The sequence below is a fragment of the Bacillus sp. EKM420B genome (genome assembly GCF_011065565.1).
GTDB classification, from domain to species: domain Bacteria; phylum Bacillota; class Bacilli; order Bacillales; family Bacillaceae; genus Bacillus; species Bacillus velezensis.
The window spans coordinates 1-23847 of record NZ_JAAMNX010000010.1 but is presented as its reverse complement, the minus strand read 5'-3'; the positions used below and the strand labels follow the sequence as shown (position 1 = coordinate 23847).

The 23847-nt window shown below is 50.5% G+C and carries 4 protein-coding genes; all 4 read left to right on the top strand.

Going from position 1 to position 23847, the window contains the following annotated elements; all coding sequences use genetic code 11:
• Positions 1-2609: beta-ketoacyl synthase N-terminal-like domain-containing protein (locus tag G9F48_RS19035; protein ID WP_238785899.1), on the top strand; the 2609-nt coding region annotated here is incomplete at its 5' end.
• Positions 2610-2627: 18 nt separating this feature from the next.
• A complete protein-coding gene (locus tag G9F48_RS19030) occupies positions 2628-8924 on the top strand; it encodes a type I polyketide synthase (RefSeq protein WP_165409959.1) in 6297 nt (2098 codons plus the stop codon).
• A gap of 39 nt (positions 8925-8963) precedes the next feature.
• Complete coding sequence (locus G9F48_RS19025; RefSeq protein ID WP_165409958.1) at positions 8964-14666, top strand: type I polyketide synthase; 5703 nt, start codon at positions 8964-8966, stop codon at positions 14664-14666.
• A 51-nt stretch (positions 14667-14717) separates the two neighbouring features.
• Positions 14718-23847 (top strand): SDR family NAD(P)-dependent oxidoreductase (locus tag G9F48_RS19020; RefSeq protein ID WP_165409957.1); only part of this gene is annotated, 9130 nt, incomplete at its 3' end.

Genomic DNA, 23847 nt, shown 5'->3' with positions numbered 1-23847 from the left:
AGCGGAGCGGGCAGACCCTGTCCGTCAACTGGCCGCTTTGGGAAGAAGGCGGTATGCGCGTGGACAAAGAGACAGAAAGGCTGATGTATGAACAGACCGGAATGAAAGCCATGCGATCGGCTTCAGGCATCCAGGCGCTTTACGCCGCTTTTGCCTCCGGAGAACACCAGGTCATGGTGGCAGAAGGCGACGAGAAACGGATTCGAAAAAACCTGATGCCTGAAGCGTCAGAACCGTCCCATAGCATTCATGTGTCAAGGAAGACGCACGTCCATCTGCCAAATAAAGTACAAGCGGAACTCAAACATATGATATCAGGCATTCTGAAGGTGAAAGAAGAAGAAATAGATGCTGAATCAGAGATGAGAGATTATGGCTTTGATTCGGTTTCATTCACGCAGTTTGCAAATGAACTAAATAAAATGTATGGGCTTGAACTGACGCCGGCCGTGTTTTTTGAATACCCGACAGTCTTTAGTTTTGCCCAATACTTGCTGACGGAACATCCGGATACATTCGGCTCACAGGAAGAAACAGAAACGGAGAAACCGGTTGAGCATAAAAAAATGAAGACGGAGCCATTCTCGATTCCGTCCCGCCTTCCTAAAACAAAAACCGCAGCTGCACCTGAAGAGCCCGTGGCGATAATCGGAATCAGCTGTGCATTTCCAATGGCTGAAAATCCGGAAATGTTTTGGGAGAATTTAGCCGGAGAAAAAGACTGCATTTCTGAAATACCGCCGGAGCGCTGGGACTGGAGACAGTATTACGGAGATCCGCAGAAAGATAAAAATGCGAGCAATGTAAAGTGGGGCGGCTTCATTGATGAAACCGCTCAATTTGATCCTTTATTCTTCGGTATTTCTCCGCATGAAGCCGAAATGATGGATCCTCAGCAAAGACTTTTAATGATGCATGTATGGAAAGCGATTGAAGATGCCGGCTGCTCTGCCAAAAGCCTGTCAGGTACAAATACAGGCATTTTTGCAGGCACGGCAAACAGCGGTTACGCCCAGGAAGCTTCAAAGTTCCATATAGAGATTGAGGGTTCTTCCGCCGCCGGGACGGTTCCGTCAATCGGTCCGAACCGCATGAGCTATTTTCTGAATATACATGGGCCGAGCGAACCGATTGAAACCGCCTGTTCAAGCTCATTGGTCGCTGTCCACCGTGCGGTCAGGGCAATTCAGGCCGGAGACTGCGGCATCGCGATTGCAGGAGGCGTCAATGCTATTGTGTCGCCGGATATGCATATCAGCTTTAATAAAGCGGGAATGCTCAGTGAAGACGGGCGCTGCAAAACATTTTCCGATCAAGCGGACGGGTATGTCAGAGCTGAAGGTGCCGGCATGATTGTTTTGAAAACATTATCCGATGCGGAACGTGACGGCGACCGTATTTATGCCGTTATCCGCGGAACGGCGGAAAATCATGGCGGAAGGGCTGCTTCCCTTACATCGCCGAATCCGAAAGCACAGACAGAAGTCATGATAAAAGCGTATCAGCAAGCGAACATCGACCCCCGTACAGTGAGTTATATTGAAGCCCACGGCACGGGAACGGCGCTCGGAGATCCGATAGAAATCAACGGACTCAAAGCGGCTTTTGCAGCGCTTTATCAGAAAGCCGGAGTAACGGCACCCGAGCAGCCTCATTGCGGCCTCGGTTCCGTCAAAACGAATATCGGCCACACAGAGCTTGCCGCCGGCATGGCCGGGCTTTTAAAAATTATTTTGCAGATGCAGCACAAAACGCTCGTTAAAAGTCTGCATTGTGAAACCGTTAATCCGTATATCAGCCTAGACGGAAGCCCGTTTTATTTCGTCCGCGACACTCAGCCGTGGAAAGCGGCGACTGATGATAGCGGAAATGAACTGCCGCGGAGAGCGGGTGTCAGCTCGTTCGGATTTGGCGGTGTCAATGCTCATGTCGTGCTCGAAGAATATGTTTCTCCTGTTGAAGAGAAACAATGGACGGCCGGTGAACTTCAGCCGTCCTTATTCATTCTCTCGGCAAAGACGGCGGAACAGCTGAAGGAACGTGCGGAACAGCTGCGCAGATATTTGGAAAAGTCACATTCAGCTGACGGAGCTCTTGCGGATATCGCTTATACGCTTCAGCTTGGCCGGGATGAAATGGAAGAGCGCCTTGCCGTCATTGCTGAAACAAAAGAAGAGCTTACGAACGCGCTGAATGATTTCCTCAGCGGCAAGGAGACGGGGCAGAATTTCTTTACAGGCCGGAACAAAGCGATGAAACAGCTGTTTACAGAGATGACGGACAACGCAGAAATGAGCGGGGCCGTAGATCAATGGATTGAAGCAGGAAAGTATGCAAGGCTTGCAAAATTATGGGTGCAAGGCTTGCATATTGATTGGAGTAAATTATATCCGGACGAAAGACCGAAAAAAGTCAGCCTGCCCGTCTATCCTTTTGCGAAAACACATTGCTGGATACCGCACAGTGCGCAGCATATAAGGCACCGGGAGACTTATGAGACTGATACGTCCCCGCTTGAGACTTATGAGCGCCTGCTTGATGAATTGGAGAAAAACGAAATAAGCATAGAAGCCGCTGTAAAAAGAACGATCGGTTTTTACAGGGATTAGCGTAATGGAGGAAACCATATGAAAGAGTTTCTGCACCGGGTTTTTTCTGACGTCAAAAATAAAAAAATGACAAAACAGGATGCGATCGGCATTTTGCGCGATTATGATATGCGGATGGGACTTCGCCAAGCGGATTCCCTTCATCCGCTTGCTCAGCAGCATATTTCCGATGAAACGGGACAGGGATTCTCGGCAGCTTTCAGCGGCCGGGAATTTTTTCTCGCTGATGTTTCTTTACAGCATAAAAAGCTTATGCCCGGAGAACTTCTTTTGGAAATGGCGAGAGCTGCGGCTGTTTTGACAGTAAAGGAGACTGCGGCTGTCCGGCTGACGCATATCGTGTGGTCAAAGCCCATTTTGACTGAGGCTGAGCCGTTCCATATCGAGATCAGGCTGATACCCGCAGAGGGTGAAGCCAAAAGGTTTGAGATTTATAATCCATTTTCTGCTGATTCCAGTCATTATGATGTGTACAGCCAAGGGACGATTCAGCCAGTTGATGCTGCGCCCGGCATGCTGGATATCAGCCGCTTGAAGGAAAACAGCGGTTCCCTGATGGATAAGCAGCAAATTGAAGCCATCACTCAGAACGATACCGTTCAATACAGTGAGCACATGAAAGGAATTGAGCGTATTTACGCCTCAGCAGGACGGATGCTGGCAGACATAACAATTCCATTGACAGACCAAAAAGAATCCGCCCGATTCGGCCTCCCACCCTGTGTGATGCAAAGTGTGACAGAGGCATGCGCGCTGCTTGGCGGCAAAGAATATAAAACGCTCGCCCCGGTTTCATTGGACGAGCTTTTGTTTTATGAATCTTGTCCTGACAAGGTATGGGCCGAGATACAAGAGAAGGCGGGGAGCTTTTATATTGATTTATGTGACGAAGAAGGAAAAATATGGGCTTCTCTGTCGGGGTTGAAGCTGCAGCCTGTCATCAAGACGGGCGCTTCCGGAAAAACCAATGCCGAACACCGCAGTGAACGTTTGTATGAACAAACGCTTCTTCAGCTCAAAACGCTTTTTGGCCTGACTGCAAAAATTGCTGTTTCCAACATAGATACTGAAGAGCCGCTGGAAACCTACGGAATAAACTCAGTCACTGTGACGAAATTAAACCGCGAATTGTCTCTGCTTTTCGGTGACCTTTCCAAAACGGTTTTTTACGAATATAAGACACTGGGCTCCCTGGCAGCTCACTTTGTCACGGATTATCCGAATGAATGCCGAAAATGGACAAATGATGATGAGCACCGTTCAGGCATATCAGAACAGGTTTTGGCAAATGAAGATTTTCCGGTGCTTCCGTCGTTTATCAAGCGAAAGAAACGGTCTGCTTTTTCCAATGAGAAACAGACAAAAGAAGGGATTGCGATTATCGGAGTCAGCGGACGTTATCCGCAAGCTGAAACACTTGAAGAGTACTGGGATAACTTAGCGGCCGGAAAAGACTGTGTGACCGAAATTCCCGAAGAGCGCTGGGAAAAGGACAAGTACTACAACCCTGATCCCGAAGCGGCCGTGAAAGCAGGGAAAAGTTACAGTAAGCGGGGCGGGTTTCTGAAAGATGCCGCTTTCTTTGATCCGCTGTTTTTTCAAATTTCACCCCGTGATGCTTTGAATATGGACCCGCAGGAGCGTCTCTTTATTGAAATGTGCTGGCAGGTGCTGGAGGATGCCGGTTATACGAAGGAACAGCTTGAGAATCTGTATAACGGCCGGGTCGGCGTTTTTGCTGGCATTACGAAAAACGGGTACGGAATGTACTGGAAAAACGGCGGCACCCTGCAGCCAAAAACGTCGTTCAGTTCAGCGGCCAACAGAGTTTCCTATTTTCTTAATCTGAAAGGGCCGAGCATGCCGGTCGACACGATGTGCTCGTCTTCGCTGACTGCAATTCATGAAGCGTGTGAAAACATCCTTCGCGGCGAATGTGACATGGCGATTGCCGGCGGTGTGAATGTGTATACGCATCCTTCGGCTTATGCGGAGCTCAGCGCCTATCGAATGCTTTCAAAAGACGGAACGTGCAAAAGTTTCGGTGAAGGCGGGGACGGATTTGTTCCCGGGGAAGGCGTCGGGGCCGTGCTGTTAAAGCCGCTGTCAAAAGCGATGGCTGATAAGGACCATATTTACGGGGTGATTCGCGGCACTCATATCAATCACGGCGGCAGAACAAACGGGTATACAGTGCCGAGTCCGAGCGCCCAGGCTGACGTGATTTCCGGCGCGCTTGAAAAATCAGGAATACATCCGCGGATGATCAGCTGTATCGAAGCCCACGGCACGGGCACTGAACTCGGAGATCCGATCGAAATTGACGGTTTGACCCGCGCATTTCAAACGAAAACGTCAGATAAAGGCTTTTGCGCCATCAGCTCAGTTAAATCCAATATCGGGCATTTGGAAGCCGCGGCAGGCATCGCCGGTGTAACAAAACTGCTGCTCCAGTTTCAAAAACGAAAGCTGGCTCCTTCATTACATTGCCGAAAATTGAATCCGAATATTGCATTTGACCGGACGCCGTTTGCGGTGCAGCGTGAATTGGCAGACTGGAAACGGCCGGTCATTGAGGAAAACGGAGCGCAGAAAGAGATTCCGAGAATCGCGGGAATCTCTTCTTTTGGCGCGGGCGGGGCAAATGCCCACATATTGATAGAAGAATATATTGAACCTGATAGGGAGATTTCTGAGCCATTCACAGATGAAGATCCCGCAGTCATTTTATTATCCGCCAAACAGGAGGCCAGCCTGAAGCAGCGGGCGCAGCAGCTTCTTCAAGCGATCAGAAAAAATGACGTCACAGACCGCAGCCTCCGGGATGCGGCTTACACCCTTCAAACCGGAAGAGAAGCGATGGAAGAACGTGCGGCGTTTATTGTGACGTCGACAGAGCAGTTAGCGGAAAAACTGCAGCGTTTTATTGACGGCGGAACAGACGGCTGCTTCAGGGGAAAAAGCAAACAGTATAAAGATATTCTAGCCGTTTTTAAGGATGAAGATATGCAGGAAGCCGTCCGTAAATGGATGAAAAGAAAAAAATTCGCGAAGCTTCTGGAACTTTGGGTAAAAGGGCTGAAGATTGATTGGTCAGAGCTTTATAACGGCAGCCTGCCGCATCGCGTCAGCCTTCCCGGTTATCCATTTATAAAGGATCGTTATTGGCCGGACGATGCAGCGCCGGACAATGTTCGTGATGCTGAAACACATTCTGAAACATTTCGTGAATTCCGCTTTTTACAGAAAAGCTGGGCAGAAAGCAGCCGTGTTCCGGCTAAGGAAGTGCGGGGCGTCATCGGAATAGCCGCTGATCACCAGACAGGAAATTTGGCCGTTGAGCTGTCCCGTTATTTCCCCGAGTCTGAAATCATTGACGCTGCATCACCGGAAATATCCGGGGACGCGGCCCGATTTGGCGGTCTGATTGATGTGACGGGGTGCGGGACGGAAATCAAGCATGATGACGGCTGGATTCATCGTCTGCAGTCTCTCGTTGACAACAGAAACCGCGGCCGAAAGCTTCAGCTGCTTTGTGTGACAAAGGGGCTTGAACCTTTTGCAAATGAAACGATAAATCTCTCAGGTGCAAAAAAGGCCGGATTGTACCGGATGCTCCAAAGTGAGTATAAGGATATCCGCTCGCGGCATATGGATGCAGAACGGACTGCCGAAGATCCCGAGCTGGCAAACCAGATCGCAGAGGAGTTTTTTCGCGATTCTGCAGACATCGAAGTGTGTTACCGAAACGGTGTGCGCTATCACGCGCGGTTAAAGGAAACAAACAGCTTAGCTGAAAAAGAATTTTCATTTCCGAAAGACCATGTGCTCTGGATCACCGGAGGGACCCGGGGACTCGGATATTTATTCGCCCGGCATTTTGCCGAACGTTACGGAGTCACGAAACTCGTGCTTACCGGAAAAGAAACAATGCCTCCGAAAGCGGAGTGGGATGATCATATCAAACGGAATTCCCCGTTTTCCGATAAAGTGAGAAGAATCAGAGAGCTCGAACAAAAAGGTGTCCGGACGGAAGTGCTGTCTGTATCTTCCGGCCCTGAATATGAGCAGGCCGTCAGCCGGGTGAAAGAGAAGATGGGGCCGATAGGAGGCGTGATACACGCAGCGGGAGCCGTAGATCTCGATCATCCAGCCTTTATCCGCAAAACGAGAGAACAGATGATGCCCGTGCTTGAACCTAAAACAGACGGGCTGGACCTTTTGTATCAAGCGCTGCACAAGGAGCCTCTCCGGTTTTTTGCGCTGTTTTCTTCAGTGTCCGGCGTGATGCCGGAATTAGGAGCGGGACAAAGCGATTATGCCATGGCTAACGCCTATATGGATTATTTTGCGGCCGCAAAAGGTTTTCCGGTGCTGAGCATCCAATGGCCGAGCTGGAAAGAAACGGGTATGGGCGAATCAAAAAGCCGGGCCTATCTGGAAAGCGGTTTAAAGAGCATCACTGACAGAGAAGGGCTGAGTCTGTTTGATGCCGTTATGGCAGGCGATTGCGGATCTGTTATTATGCCGGCCGTCATTCACCCGGAAAAATGGGAGCCCGACCGTCTGATGCTTTCAACCGGCCTTACCGAAACAAAGCAGCATGTACAGGGTGAGACAGAAAGCGTAGAGGAGTGGCTGACGGGCATTTGCTGCCGGGAATTAAGACTGGAGCCGTCAAGATTTGAATCTGATACACCGTTTCAAGATTACGGAGCCGATTCCATCATGCTTGCCCAAGTGTCCAGAGCGATCGGAAAGAGGATCAAAGCTGACCTTGACCCGGCGGTGCTGTATGAATACCCTACGGTTGCTGCGCTGGCGGGATGGCTTGAAACAGCATATCCGGAAATCAAAGATGCCGTTTCAAAACCGGTTCAGCCTGTAATCCCGGACGTTCCCAAACAAACAGCAGCCGCTGTCATTCAGCCTTCTGGCGCTGCAGCGGCGCAAGACATCGCTGTTGTCGGAATGTCCTGCCGTTTTCCTGGAGCTGAATCAATTGAAGCTTATTGGAAGCTGCTGTCTGAAGGAACGTCGGCCATTCAAAGGGTGCCGAAAGAGCGCTGGAAAACGGAGAAGGCGGATTATGCGGGCCTTTTAAAAAATGTAACGCATTTTGACCCGGAGTTTTTCCTTATTCCCGAAGAAGACATCAAGGCAATGGATATCCAGTCCTTTCTTATATTAGAAGAGGCGCTTCATCTGTTCAGAGACAGCGGTTACTCTTTACAAGAAATGAAAGGCAGGTCAGCCGGTGTCTATTTAGGAGGACGCGGCGGCAGTATGCCTGACGAAAACCGTCTGAAGCATGCAAAAAATCCGATAGTCGCCGCCGGCCCGAATTACTTGGCGGCCAATCTTTCTCAGTTTTTTGATTTGAAGGGGCCGAGTCTTGTTTTGGATACGGCCTGTTCTTCAGCGCTTGTCGGTATGAATATGGCGATACAGGCGCTTTCTTGCGGTGAAATCGACTCAGCGGTGGTCGGGGGAGTCAGTCTGCTGGAATCCGGTCAAACCCACCGGATGTTCGAACTTCGCAATCTGTTAAGCGAAGAGCCTGCGTTTCATATTTTTGACCGCCGCACCGGCGGCATCGTATTGGGAGAAGGCGTCGGAATGGTGTATTTAAAAACAGCGGCCCAGGCTGTAAAAGACGGGGACCGGATTCATGCGGTCATTAAAGGCATTTCCGTAAACAATGACGGCAGAACCGCAGGGCCTGCCACACCGAATATACAGGCGCAGAAAGAAGTGATGGCCAAGGCGCTTGCCAAAAGCGGCAGAAAAGCGGAGGATATCAGCTACATTGAAGCAAACGGTTCAGGCTCTGAAGTAACAGACCTTTTGGAACTGAGGGCGATTGAAGCGGTGTACCGTATGCAAAACAGCGCGCCTTGCGAATTGGGGTCGATGAAGCCGAATATCGGACACCCGTTATGCGCTGAAGGGATTGCCGGATTCATTAAAACAGTGCTTATGCTTTCGCGCCGAATGCGTGTGCCTTTCCTTTCGGGCAAAGAGCCGATGACGCATTACGATCTGTCCGCCTCGCCGTTTTATTTTTCGCACGCGCTGCGTGAATGGACGGATTCACCGCGGATTGCCGCCGTCAGCAGCTTCGCTGACGGAGGGACGAATGCCCATGTCATAGTGGAAGCCTGGGAGCAAGAGGCGTACACCCCGGTTAGAAAGCCTTTGCCGAGACAGGAATTAAAACGCCGGCCCATCCGTTCGGACAAAGCTGAAAACCTGCATGAAAACGCACATGAGTCCCGCCCGAATACGTTTTGGAAACAAATGAAGACTTACTGATTGCGCTGAAAATTGAACGTCGATATGGAGGAAGTTCATATGCAAGAGCAGCTTCTTATTAACAATCAGCATCCCGTTCTGAAACATCATAAAGCCTATGGAAAGGAACTGCTGCCGGGTCTGGCTTATATTGACCTGATCTATCAGACTTTCAGAGAAAACGGTTTTTTTCATGCCTGCCTTGAACTCAGGCACTTATCGATTTTTCACCCTTTAGCTCCTGAACAGGGAGAAACAATCCTGCTTTCTGTTGACTGTACAGAGAACGGCGAAGGGCAATGGAAGGTAGAGGTGAAAGGGCAAAAACAAGGTGACGAAGCAGCAGAGACAAAGATATATGCCGCGGCGCAAATGCATTCCGTCAAGCCCGCCGGCTTCCAAGAGAGCGTCCGGATGGATGCCGTAAAACAAACGGCGGCAGAAATACCGCTTGAGGACATTTACGCGGAATGCAGGGATCAAGAACTGGTTCATTCAGGAATGATGAAAGGCTGCGGAAGCGTCTACCAGACTGAAAAAGAGATTTATATTGATCTGTCGGTGCAAAAGGATCAGCTGGCACATGCAGAAGAGGCGATGTTTCATCCCGCATTGATAGATGCGAGCAGCATCGGCTCCAATGTATATCTCGCTCCTTTGACGAGGGAGGAGGGGCAATTATTTCTGCCGCTGTTTTATGAATCGTTTTATTGCGCCGAATTGCTGCAGACGACATGTATCACCAAGATAAAAAAAGAATCCGTCACCCGTAAGAAAGATCTCGTTTACGTGACAATGGAGTTTTTCAATGAGGAAGGCAGAAAAGTCGGCGAACTGAAAAACTTCGCCAATAAACGGGTGAGGGACCCGGAACTGATCAATCAGAAACGGCAAAAGAAAGAACCTGACGGGCGGAATGCCGTCCCGGCTCCGCAAGCGGAACCGGCGCCTTCCGCCGGCCTTACTGAACAGTGCATCCTTTATTTAAAAGAATTGCTTGCCGCCCGATTGAACAAACCTGTGAAAGAGATCGACCCGGATATCGGCTACTATGAAATGGGGCTGGATTCTCCGGGGCTGTTGGACATGGTAAAGGAAATTGAACGAAAAATCGGAACGCAGCTTCTGCCGACGCTGTTATTTGAATACACGACAATCGCGGAATTGGCGGGATATTTGTGCGAACATTACGGAGCCGGCTTCGGCCATGCTCAAAGCGGGCATTCAAATGCTGAACCTTTGCACAGGGAAAAAAAGAGGACGACCCAAATCCGTGTGAAAAAATCGGCGTCAGCCGGAACGCAGAATGGAGATATTGCGATTGTCGGGATGGCGGGACGGTACCCCGGCGCCAAAAATCTTCGTGAATTCTGGACAAATTTAAAAAATGGAGAAAACAGCGTAACGGAAGTGCCTCGTTCCCGCTGGGATACGAGGAAATATGAGCATTTGCGATCGCCGTCCGGCAAGCCGATTTCCAAATGGGGCGGTTTTATAGACGATCCGGATTGTTTTGATGCGAAATTTTTCCGGATTTCTCCGCGCGAGGCAGAAGCTAAAGATCCGCAAGAACGATTGTTTTTAGAAACATGCTGGGAAACGATTGAGGATGCGGGCTACACCCCGGAAACAATCGTTCAGCCGAAAGGGCCGAATAAGAGAATGAACGTCGGTGTGTTTGCCGGGGTGATGCATATGGATTATTCTCTCGCCGGCGCTGAAGCTGCGGCCAAAGGGCTGGTCTTTCCTTATCCCTTGAACTATGCGCCGATCGCAAACCGGGTTTCATATTTCTGCAATTTTCACGGGCCGAGCATGGCGGTTGACACGGTGTGTTCGTCATCTCTGACGGCCGTCCATATGGCGGCGGAAAGTCTGAGACGCGGTGAATGTGAAGCAGCTCTTGCCGGAGGCGTCAATTTATCATTGCACCCGACAAAATATATCACATACGGCTTGATGGATATGCATTCGAGTGACGGGCTGTGCCGCACGTTCGGCGAAGGCGGCACAGGCTATGTCTCAGCTGACGGCATCGGGGCCGTGCTGCTGAAGCCGCTTCACAAAGCCGAAGAAGATAAGGATCATATTTATGCGGTGATAAAAGGCAGCGCCGTCAATCACGTGGGAACCGTCAGCGGGATTACCGTGCCGAGCCCAGTGGCGCAGGGGGATATGATAGCTGAATGTCTTGAAAAGACGGGGATCGATCCCCGGACGATTTCTTATGTGGAAGCGCACGGAACCGGAACTTCTTTAGGAGATCCGATTGAAATACAAGGTCTTGTCAAAGCTTACCGCACGTTTACGGAGGATCGGCAATTTTGTGCGATCGGTTCCGTTAAATCGAATATCGGACATGCGGAATCAGCCGCCGGGATCAGCGGGCTTCATAAAACGGTTTTGCAGCTGTTTCACAAAACGCTTGTCCCTTCTTTGCACTCAGAGACGATTAATCCGTATCTCCGTTTAGAGGACTCGCCATTTTACGTGCAGCAAAAAACCGAGTCATGGAAAAAGCCGGCGTATACAGAGAACGGCAGTGAACATTCCTGTCCGAGACGCGCAGGCATCAGTTCATTCGGGGCGACGGGTTCAAACGTTCATCTCATTTTAGAAGAGTACAGGCCCAAAAACCCCGGCATTACGGAGAATCAAGAGAGATCGTATATCGTGCCTCTATCAGCGAAAAATCCGGAGCGGCTGAAGGAATACGCTGCCCGCCTGCTGATGTTTCTCAAAGATAAAGCGGTTGAAGGAAGCGGGCCGCTTCATGACAAAACAGATACAATGCAAAATCAGCTGGAAAATGTGCTGCGCGGTGCTCTGGCCGAAGTTCTGCATGTAGAGGCCGGCTCGGTAGATGGTGAACAGGATTGGAAGGAATTCGGCTTGGATGTCATGCAGCTGACACAGTTTTCTGAGCGGCTGACGGATCAATACGGGCTGGCAATAGACATGACTGATCTCATACAGCATACTTCCGTCCGGACTTTAGCAGAATGTCTGACAAACGATGAGAAACATAAGAATCTTCTTTCCGGTCTTTTCGGTCAGTCCGGCTTAGAGAAGCAGCCTAAAGAACCTTTTTCCCTGCGGTCACTGGCATATACGCTGCAAACGGGACGGCTGGCAATGGAAGAACGGCTTGTTTTTTTAGTGAACGATCAAGCGGACCTGGTCAGGAAATTAACCGAATTTACAGAACGAAAACGGCAGATTGACGGCTGCTTTCAAGGGCGGTCTGATAGCGGAGCGGAATTCAGGGATTTCCTGAATGATGATCAGGATACGGAGGAGCTGATCCGAAAATGGACGGACAGCGGCACTTACAAAAAACTTGCGGAGCTGTGGTCAAAAGGATTTGAGATAGACTGGACGCGGCTGTATCAGGAGGAGAAGCCGCGCCGGATGAGTCTGCCGACGTATCCGTTTGCAAAGGACCGCTATTGGATACCGGAGCCCGATCATCCCGTCACTTCCGTAAATACAGAAAGCAGGCTTCACCCGCTGCTTCACCGCAATACATCAGATTTGTTAGAACAAAAATTCAGCACGATACTGAACGGAGATGAATTCTTCTTAGCCGATCATATCGTCCGAAACAAGCGTGTTCTCCCCGGGGCGGCTTATCTTGAAATGGCGAGAGCCGCGGCTGAACTGGCTGCCGCGCCGTTAGCCGCTGGATACACGGCTAAAACCGGCATTTCGCTGCGGTATATCAGCTGGATACGCCAGGCCGTTCATAAAAAAGAGCCGCTGCGTATGACGACAGGTCTTTCCTTAGAGGATAACGGCAATGTTTCATTTCAAGTGTACAGCAATGAAAACGATTCAGACATTTATTGTGAAGGCAGTGCTGTGATTGAGCCGCTGTCTGAGGCGCCGGTTTTGCATATTGAACAGCTGAAAGCGCGATGCCGCAAAAAAATGCTGTCAAAGGAAGACTGCTATGCGGCATTTGCAAAGGCGGAAATTGTATACGGACCTTCACATCAAGGAATTGATCACATTTATTGCGGGGAAAAAGAAGCCTTGGCTAAATTGGTGCTCCCGGCTTCCGTTTGTGATGAGGCCGAACAGTTTGTGCTCCATCCGAGTCTGATAGATTCCGCTTTTCAGGCGGCCATCGGCGTTATGAATGAAGATAAAGCGGGTTATCCGGAGCAGCCGTTAATGCCTTTTGAATTGCATGAACTGACCGTTTTTCATCCGTGCAGTCCAAACATGTGGGCGGCCGTATTTGTGACGCATGAAACACCGGCCGTGCGAAGAATGGACATTGATATATGTGATGAACGCGGCAATGTGTGTGTAAGAATAAAAGGATTTTCTGCCCGGATGGCCGAAAGTGCGCCGGCCGTAACCGATAATAAGCAATACGATCTGCCGGGTAACCTTACCGGAGCCGTCAAACTGATGCAGGTATGGGACGCGGAACCGATAGACAACCAAACCGGCTTCCCCATTTCTGAAGCAAAAGCTGTCATCATAGGCGGTACAGACGGGCAGGCGGACGCGGTTTTACGATTGTTTCCTAAAGCTGTGCGATTTGATAGCAGCCAAAGTGCTTCCGTTGAAGTGATATCCGATCGGCTCCGCCGTCTCGGTGAGATTCAGCATATGATCTGGTTTGCCCCTCAGCCGGCTGATTCTTACATCCATGATCAAAAAAGCGGGGTGCTGCAAATTTTCAGAGCGGCCAAAGCTCTTATCGGTCTCGGGTATGGAAAAGAGCAGCTCGGGATGACGGTGATTACGCACCAAGCACAGCCTATCACCCAATATGATGAGGTGCGTCCCGCTCATTCCAGTGTGCACGGTTTCGTCGGGTCTCTCGCAAAAGAACATCCGAGCTGGCACATCCGTCTGGTCGATCTTGAAGACGGGGGGGATTTCCCCGCAGAAGACATATTCAGCCTGCCCCGCGACCGTACGGGTAAAGCATGGGTGCGCAGACATCAGGAATGGCACCGGCCTCAATTGCTTCCGGTCCAAAGCGAGCCGTCTGAAAGTGTTCCTTACCGATATGGAGGCGTATATGTCATCATCGGCGGTGCGGGAGGCATCGGCGAGGTTTGGACAGATTATATGGTGACGACGTATAAAGCCCGAGTCGTCTGGATCGGGAGGCGGCCGCTGGACAGCCGGATACGCCAAAAAATAGACCGGTACCGGCCATCAGGCCCGGCTCCCGAATATATAGCCGCAGATGCTTCTGATCTTCCATCGCTTCAGCGCGCCTATGAACAGATTAAAAACACATACGGCACCATCAGCGGCGTCGTTCATTCAGCGATGGTATTTGCGAATGAAAGCGTAAAAGATATGGAAGAATCACAGTTTCACGCCGGCCTTGCGGCGAAAGTGGATATTTCCGTCAACATTGCCGAAGTATTTGCGAAAGAGTCTTTGGACTTTATTCTCTTTTTCTCTTCGGTTATTTCATATATTAAGAATCCGAATCAAAGTCATTATGCGGCGGGGTGCGCATTTAAAGACGCATTTGCCCATGAGCTTTCCGGACGGCTGTCATGCCCGGTCAAAGTGATGAACTGGGGGTATTGGGAGCGGGCTGACAATCACATTTCTGAAGAGTTTGACAGACTGAGTGCAATCGGTCTCGGACTGATCAGCCGGGCGGAAGGGATGCAGGCGCTGGAAACTCTGCTGACGCAGCCGATCTCCCGCATGGGGCTGATGAAGCTGACCAAGCCGATTCCGATCGAGGGAATGAACCCTCATGAATTTGTGACTATCTGATTGCCTGTCAAAATGACGGAGCAAATTTAATTTTCTTAGGAGGATAAGGTTTTGGGTAAGGGAGACAAACAAAAAGACCGTACACAGTTATCCTTAAGAACAGAAATAAGCAATCAAATGAAAGAATTGAATCGGCTTTTGCTGCAAGTGCTGCGGGTGACGCTGCGTTCAATGGGTCTGACCGGCGAAGCGCCGGCGGCTTCCTGTCTGCCTTTATATGAGCGCTGGCTGGAAGAAAGCATACGTCTTTTAGACAGCGATTTTAAAAGCGGTGAAACGGCCGCGGTGTGGGAAGAGTGGCATAAGAAGAAAAACGAATGGCTGAAAGATCCGGATATGAAAGCGCAGGCTCTGCTGGCGGATACCGTCATTCAAGCTTTGCCTGACATTTTAACAGGCAAAATAAAAGCCACTGACGTGATGTTTCCCGATTCTTCAATGGAGCTTGTTGAAGGAATCTATAAGCATAACATTCTCGCTGATTATTACAACGATGTGCTGGCAAATGAAGCGTGTATTTATGTGGAAAATGTAATTAAAAACAATCCTGAGGCAAACATCCGTCTGCTGGAGATCGGAGCGGGCACCGGCGGAACGAGCAGCACACTGTTTAAAAAGCTCCGCCCCTATCAAAACCATATTCAGGAATACTGTTATACCGACTTGTCAAAAGCTTTTTTAATGCATGCCGAAAAGGAATACGGCGCGGACAATCCGTATTTGACGTATCAGCTGTTTAATGTGGAGAAGCCTGCGGCGGGCCAGGGATTACATCTGAGAACCTACGATATCGCTATTGCCGCAAACGTGCTGCATGCGACCAAAAATATCCGGAAAACCTTACGGACGGCAAAAGCCGTATTGAAAAAGGACGGTTTGCTGCTCGTTAATGAACTGGGCGGGCATACGCCGTTTACACATGTTACATTCGGCTTATTAGAGGGCTGGTGGCTGTACGAAGACGAGGCGCTGCGGATTCCGGGGTGCCCCGGTCTTTATCCGGAAACATGGAAATCCGTTTTAATGGCTGAAGGCTTTCATTCCATTCAATTTCCGGCTGAAAACGAACGTCTGCACACCCAGCAGATTATCACGGCGAAAAGCAACGGAGTCATCAGGCAGAGCAGGGAAGCTTACACCGCGCAAAAACGCCAGTCAAACGTACCGCAACCATCCTCTGATCGTCAGCTCCCCATCAAACAAGCGGGAGAGGGGCTTGCGGAAAAGACAGCGGCTTTTCTGATAAGGGCTGCGGCAAAAGTATTAAAAATGCCGGCAGAAGAGATAAATCCGCTGGCTCCTCTGGATGAATACGGCATTGACTCTATTCTGATCGTTCAGCTGACGAATGAGCTGCGTGATCTCGTCCCTGATATCAGCAGCACGCTGTTTTTTGAATACCGGACGATAGAAGAGCTTGCCGCATACTTGACTGAAACGAAGGAGCGCGAACTGCATGCGCAATTTTCTGAAGAAGTCCGTCATACTGAAGCGGTATCATCCGGCTCTTTGCTTGAAAAAAGCACAGAGTACCTGAAACAGATCGTCAGCGTCATCTTAAAGATGCCGATTGAGGACGTTCAAGCCCATACGCCCCTTGAAGAATACGGAATCGATTCCATCTTAATCGTACAGCTGACCAACCGCGTGCGGGAAGACGTTCCTGATATCAGCAGCACATTGTTCTTCGAGTATCCGACAATCGGCGGATTAGCGGAATATCTCGTCAGCTCAAGACAGGAAGATATGGCTGGGATTTTCAAGACAAATAAAGAAGCTGAAAAGACGCCGCACACTTTACAGAAAAAGCAAAGCCGCAAAAAAAGTGCCGGATTGACGAAGCGCCAAGCAGCATCTTTTTCTGAAAAAGCGCCGCCCGCTTCCGAACCGCCGTCAAAACACCTTGAAGTGGCAATTGTCGGTCTTGCCGGGAGGTATCCCGGAGCTGAAAATGTTAATGAGTTCTGGGAACGGTTAAAGACCGGTGAACACGGAATCACCGAAATTCCGAAAGACCGCTGGGATTGGCGGGACTACTATGATGAGACAAAAGGTAAGGAAGGCCGGATGTATACAAAGTGGGGCGGCTTTTTAACAGACATTGATAAATTTGATCCGCTGTTTTTTAAAATCTCCCCGAAAGAAGCGGAGCGCATGGACCCGCAGGAGAGACTGTTTCTGGAAACCGCTTATGCGGCCCTTGAGGATGCCGGGTATACCCCTGATTCACTATGCGCCGGTAAAAAGGTTGGTGTCTTTGCGGGTGTCATGAACGGCAACTATCCGACAGGGGCCCACTACCACTTTATCCCGAACCGCGTATCCTATGTGTTTGATTTTCACGGTCCGAGCATCGCGGTCGATACCGCATGCAGCTCATCCTTAACCGCCATTCATCTCGCCGCAGAAAGCATCAGAACAGGTGCATCTGAATGCGCGATTGCCGGCGGCGTAAACCTGATTACAGATCCGGTTCATTATATCGGACTTTCTTCTATGAGAATGCTGTCGCCGTCAAACGCGTGCAAAGCGTTCGGTGATAAGGCCGACGGGTTTGTTGACGGAGAAGGTGTCGGCTGTATCGTGTTAAAGCCGTTGAAGAAGGCTGTTGAAGACCATGATCATATATACGGTGTCATTAAAGGAAGCGCTCTGAATGCCGGCGGCAAAACGAACGGGTTCACCGTTCCGAACCCGAATGCACAAGGGGAAGTGATCGCAGACGCGATGGAGCGGGCAGGGATTGACCCGAGAGCAATCAGCTATCTGGAAGCCCACGGCACCGGCACTTCCTTGGGAGATCCGATTGAAATCGCGGGGTTAACCAAGGCTTTCCGCCGCTATACGGATGCAAAGCAATTTTGTTCCATCGGTTCTGTTAAATCCAATATCGGACACCTGGAAAGTGCGGCGGGCATTGCTGCGGTCACCAAAATTCTTCTTCAGATGAAACACGGATATCTGGTGCCGTCGCTGCATTCAAAGCAGCTGAACCCGGAAATTGATTTTGAAACTTCTCCTTTTATCGTGCAGCAGGAAACGGCGGAATGGAGACGGCCGGTCATAGAATCTGAAGGAGCAACACGGGAATATCCGAGAATCGCGGGTACATCTTCTTTCGGAGCGGGCGGGGCAAATGCCCACCTGCTTATAGAAGAGTATGAACCGGCTGAAATGACTTCGGCGGACTCCGGCCGTCCGGCGCTTTTTGTTTTATCGGCAAAGGATAAAGACCGCTTGCGAGAGCAGGCTCTGTTGCTGTCGGATGCCGCCGGAAACGGAACAATTACAGATGCAAATCTGCTTGACGCGGCATTTACCCTTCAAGTCGGCAGAGTCCCGATGGAAGAACGGCTGGCGGTGACAGCGGACTCTGTTTCTGAATTGGAACAGAAGCTGACTGCTTTTCTGAATAATGCCGGTTCCGTAAGCGGGGTGTTTACGGGCCGGAGTGATAGTGCTGTCACAGAGACGGAAGGCACAGTCAGTGATTGGATGGAAAAACGTCAATTTGACAGTCTTTTGAATGCCTGGGTTCACGGGGCGCCCGTCGATTGGGCATCTTTATATAAAGGCGCGCTGCCGCATCGTATCAGTCTGCCGTCTTATCCATTTGCAAAAGAAAGCTACTGGATGAAGCGGGAAGAACCAAAAACAGGAACAACTGAATATGTGCATCCTTTCCTGCATGAAAATACGTCAACCTTGGCGGAGCAAAGCTATCATACATCTTTTACCGGCCGGGAACACGTTTTCCAGGATGTGAGAGGGGAGCGGGTTCTGTCGGCAGCCGTTTATTTAGAAATGGCGCTTGCGGCTTATCATCATGCGGCAGACAGCTCTGGCGAAAAAGAGATATGGATCCGAACAGCGGCATGGACTGACCCGATTACCGGCGGACATCACGGTGCGGGCGTCAATCTCTCCCTTCTGTCTGAAGACGAGGAAGGCATCCATTATGAAATATACAGTGACGAAGAGAAGCTGCATCATTATGGAATCATCGGGCAAGGGAACATACAGCCATCCCGCGTGCTTGATATTGCCTCCTTACAAAAAGACTGCCGCCCGCTGTCATTCGATTATGAAACACCAGGCACATCAGGTGTAACGATCAGTAAGGAGTTCCGCACCGTTGAAAAGCTTTATACGGGAGAAAATGCGGTTTGGGCGAAGCTTGCTCTTACAGATGAAAGCGTCCGTAATCCGGGATATCATCTGCCGCCGGAATTTCTGGACGCAGCTTTTCATGTCCTGGCAAAAACGGAGCCGTCAGTCCATATCGTGCCTGAAGCGGTTGAAGAACTGCGCGTCATGCGTCCGTGCTCATCCGGCATGTGGATGTATATGAATAAAAAGAATCAAACCGGCTGTGACATTCAATTTTGTGACGAAACCGGCACTGTCTGCGCAGAAATCAAAGGGGTGAGAATGAGAAAGCCGTCTCAGCAGGATCACGGGCAAGAGGAACACTCCGAGATGATGATATTTGAGGAAAGGTGGGCGCAGCAGCCTCTGAAGAAATCCATTCATGAAGAGCTGAAAACGGTCATCTGTTTTCTTACGGGAGAAGCTGCCAGAAAGCATGCTTATCGGTCTTTACAATCCCTTTATCCGGGAGCCGGCGTGTTTTTTATTTCACAGGGTGAGGAAACTCAAAAGCTTTCAAACACGCATTATCAAATTAAAATCACTGACGGACAAGCATATCAAGAAACGTTTCGGCATATTGAAACGGCTGCAGGCAAAGCGGATGCCGTTTTGTATGGATGGCCGCTTGAAGATGAAAAGGCCGTGAAAGACTATTCCATTCTGTATCATGTGATCCGCGCAGCGGCTTCTTTGCGTTCTAAACCGAGGCGAATTCTTCTTTCCGCTCAGTGCGGGACCGATGCCGATATCAATTACGCCGAGTCGTGGATCGGGCTGGAACGGTCGCTGAAACTGATCCTGCCGGAGACGGATACGGCCTCGGTTTATTTTGGACAAAAAGGACCGTTTGAAAAGCTGATCCGTAACGTATGTGAAGAGTTTCACAGCGAGTCGTTCCGCAGTGTCATGTACAGTGGGGAAATCCGTCACGTCATGGAAATGAAGCAGACGGATATTGCCCCTGTTGAGAAGCGTGTGATAAAAAGCGGAAAAACGTACTTGATTACCGGCGGATGCGGAGGTTTAGGCTTGTTATTTGCCGGATATTTTGCTGAAAAAGGACCGGTTACGCTCATTTTGACGGGGAGATCAGCGGCAGGCGGCCCGGTGCTGAACAAGATAAAGAGATTGGAAGAATCAGGCGCCAAGGTGTTTTACGTGCAGGCGGATGCCGCAGATCAGGCTCAGATGGAGAAAGGTTTGCAAGAAGCGAAAGAGAAAGGATGCGGGCCGATTCACGGTGTCATTCACGCTGCAGGTCTTCAAGGCACTGAAAGCATTCTGGAGAAAGATCTGCAAACCTTTCAGCAAGTCTTATCGCCAAAAGCGGACGGCACCGCGGTGTTAGATCAGGTTCTGTCACGGGAGCCGCTTGACTTCTTCTGTTGTTTCTCTTCTTCTTCAGCGATTTTAGGAGACTTCGGTTCTTGTGACTACGCCATGGGGAACCGCTTCCAAATGGCTTTTGTCCGTCACCGGGATAAACTTGTGAGCCTCGGACTCAGAAGCGGCAAGTCACTTGCCATCAATTGGCCGCTTTGGAAAGAAGGGGGGATGCATGTCGGCACGGCGGAAAGCACCGATATGTATTTAAAATCAAGCGGACAGCGTTATTTATACACAGAGGAAGGACTCGAAGCTTTTGAAACATTGTTAGTCCAGCCGTCCAGCCAGTATCTCGTCCTGGCCGGCTTTCCGTCGAGGGCCAAACGCTTCCTGCAGATAGATCAAGGCGAACGGCCGATTTCGGGTTCTGTACACAGGAACGTCCCGTTTTCAGGAAGGCGGAGTGAAATGAAAGGCTTTACACTGGAAGAATGCGTAAGCTGGGATGTGAAGGAACTGGCGGCGGGGCTTTTGAAAATAGACAAGAACAGACTGACGGACGCTGACAATTTGGCTGATTTCGGCTTTGATTCTATCAGTTTGGCGGAATTCGCTTCTTCTTTGTCCGCTCACTACGGAATTGAAGTGACCCCGGCCCTGTTTTTCGGACATTCCACACTGGAGAAGGTCGTCCGCTATTTTCTGACGGAACACAAGTCCGTCATAGAGCATGTCTATGAAGAAAAGAAACCTGAATCCGCAGATCAATCTATCTTTGAAAAGGCAGGAACGGAAAAGCGAAAGAAGCAGAGGGGAAGAAATAAGCTGAACGCCGGAACCGAGGGCAGTCAGGCAGCTGATTCCATTGCCATTATCGGCATGAGCGGCCGCTTTCCTCAGGCGCGCACGGCGGACGAGCTGTGGGACATTCTGTTTCAGGAAAAGGACGTTGTCGCACCGGTCGCAAAAAAAGGCTTCACAAGTTCAAAATGGAAACTCGGCGCTGTACCGGGGGCGGACGAATTCGACCCTTTATTTTTTGAAATATCGCCGAGGGAAGCTGAAACGATGGATCCGAAGCAGCGGCTTCTTCTACAGGAAGCGTGGAGGGCCCTTGAGGACGCCGGCTACGGCGCCAGTCACATCAGGCAGCAGACGATCGGTATGTTTGTGGGTGCGGAAGAAGGAGATTATCACCTTTTAACACGGGACAAAGGCAATGTCACGTCTCATCATAACGGTATTTTGGCGGCGCGGCTGGCTTATCACTTGAATTTATCAGGTCCTGTGATGGCGATAAATACAGCATGTTCTTCGGGGCTCGTTTCTGTCCATCAGGCGGTATTAAGCCTGCAGAATAAAGAGTGTACAACAGCTGTTGCGGCCGGGGTGAATATCATGAATACTCCGGACTTTTTTGAAACGATAGATAAAGCCGGAATGCTGTCGGAAAACGGGAAATGCTTCGCGTTTGATAAAAGGGCTGACGGCATGGTTCCCGGGGAAGCGGCCGCGGCGGTTGTTCTGAAGCCGCTGAGAGAGGCGGAAGAAGGTGGTGATCCGATTTACGGGGTGATTCGGGCTAGCGGCATCAATTATGACGGGAAAACAAACGGAATTACCGCTCCGAGCGGCGTCGCGCAGACCCGGCTGCTTACTTCCGTTTATGACCGGGGGCGTATCAACCCTGAAGATATCGAATATATCGTCACACACGGCACGGGTACAAAACTCGGTGATCCGGTGGAAATTAACGCGCTTTATGACGCATTTTCTGCCTATACAAACGAAGAAGCATTTTGCGCGCTCACATCAATTAAAACCAATATCGGCCACACGTTTGCCGCGTCAGGCATTGTCAGTTTGATCAGTCTTTTACAGGCATTCTCCCGTGAAATGATTCCCGCCAGTCTGCATTGCAGCGGGGAAAACCGCTATATCAACTGGGAGAAGAGTCCTTTTTATGTGAATAAAACGGGTAAACCGTGGCCTTCTCTGCCGGATAAAAACCGAATGGGGGCAGTCAGCGCATTCGGGATGAGCGGAACAAACGCCCATGTCGTTATGGAAAGCTATAAGCGCAGCGCTTCACCTCATCCGGATACCCCTGCTTATTTACTGACTTTATCAGCAAAAACAAAGGAGGCCCTTCAGGAAAAAATCGAAGATATGATTACTTGGGCGGAAAATGGCGGACTGAAAGAAAATGATCTAGCCCAGCTCAGCTATACGTTGCTAAAAGGACGGCATCACTTTAACCATCGCGCCGCCATCGTGGTTCAAGATGCTGATGACGCAGTGTATGTATGGAAGCAGGCAAAGCTTAATGAACATCATCCTTATGTGTTTTCGGGAAAAGTACCGCAGCACTTTGCAGGCCGACAGCATATTCAGGAGCACATAATAGAAGTGCTCGGCAAGTGCAGCGCCTCATATTCTGACCATAGAAAATATCAGGAACTGTTATGCGTGCTGGCAGATTTTTATTGTCAAGGTTATGAAATCGAAGGGGACTTGCTTTATGGCGGACCTTTGCCGCGAATCGGCAATCTGCCGGGCTACCCGTTTGCCAGGCAGACGTATTGGGCGTCCGATGGTCTTCAGGGAGAGCTTGAAAGCCGGAATTCAGCTGAACGTGAAAAGCTTCACCCGCTGCTCCATGCGAATACGTCGACTTTTACCGCCCAGCGCTTTACTTCTGTTTTTTCAGGGCATGAACCGTTTTTTGCCGATCACATCGTCAATGGAAAACCGGTTCTTCCGGGCGCGGCTGCTTTAGAAATGGCCCGGGCCGCCGTTACGCTTGCCGCTGAGGACTTGCCGTGCGGGAAAGCGGGTGTCCGGCTCAAACAGATCGTTTGGCTTCGCCCGGTGACGGCGCTTTCTGAGGGAGTGACGCTTCATGTAAAGCTTCAGCCGGAAGAAAACGGAGACATCGCTTTTGAAGCATATGCCGAAGGAGAAGAGCCGCTTGTCTTTTTCCAGGGAAAGGCCGTGCTCGAAGAGACGGAGCGTGCTCCGGTACTCGATGTGGAGGCGGTTCAGGCGCGCTGCGGCGGCCGGCGCATGTCAAAGGCTGAGTGCTATGAAGCATTCGACAGTCTCGGCATCACCTACGGACCGTCTCATCAGGCGCTTGACGCCGTCTACGCCGGAAGCGGAGAAGTGCTCGCGAAGCTCACTCTTCCGCCGTCCGTCCGCGAAGAAAAGGAGCCGTTCATCCTGCATCCGAGCATGCTGGACGCCGCCCTTCAGGCTTCTATCGGTCTCGTGCTCTCAGACGGTTCCGCGTCCGGACGGCCGTTTCTGCCGTTTGCTCTCCGGGATATGCAGGTGTTTTCTGCGTGCCGGGAGACGATGTGGGCGGTGCTTTCCTCAGCGGACGGCGCCTATCATATTGAGCTGTGTGATGAAAACGGCGAGGTATGCGTCCGATTGACGGGGCTCACCGCCCGTTTTCTGGAAGAGGAAACGGAGGGAAAACCGCTCTTGCTTCAGCCGGAGTGGCAGGAATCACCGCCGGGTGAAGACGGCGGACAAGAAGAGTCTTTCAGATACGTGACGCTGTATGGCGGAATGAACGCTGAGGACATAAACGGCGCCGTATGTGCGGCTGACGGCGAAGATCCGATTGAAGACCGTTATGACGCCTGCGCGGCGGAGCTGTCAGCGATCGTCAAGCGTCTTATCAAAGAAAAACAGA

Bases quoted from the DNA above. Each gene is read 5' to 3' on its own strand.
- G9F48_RS19030 (WP_165409959.1), top strand. From the start codon at position 2,628: ATGAAAGAGTTTCTGCACCGGGTTTTTTCTGACGTCAAAAATAAAAAA.
- G9F48_RS19025 (WP_165409958.1), top strand. From the start codon at position 8,964: ATGCAAGAGCAGCTTCTTATTAACAATCAGCATCCCGTTCTGAAACAT.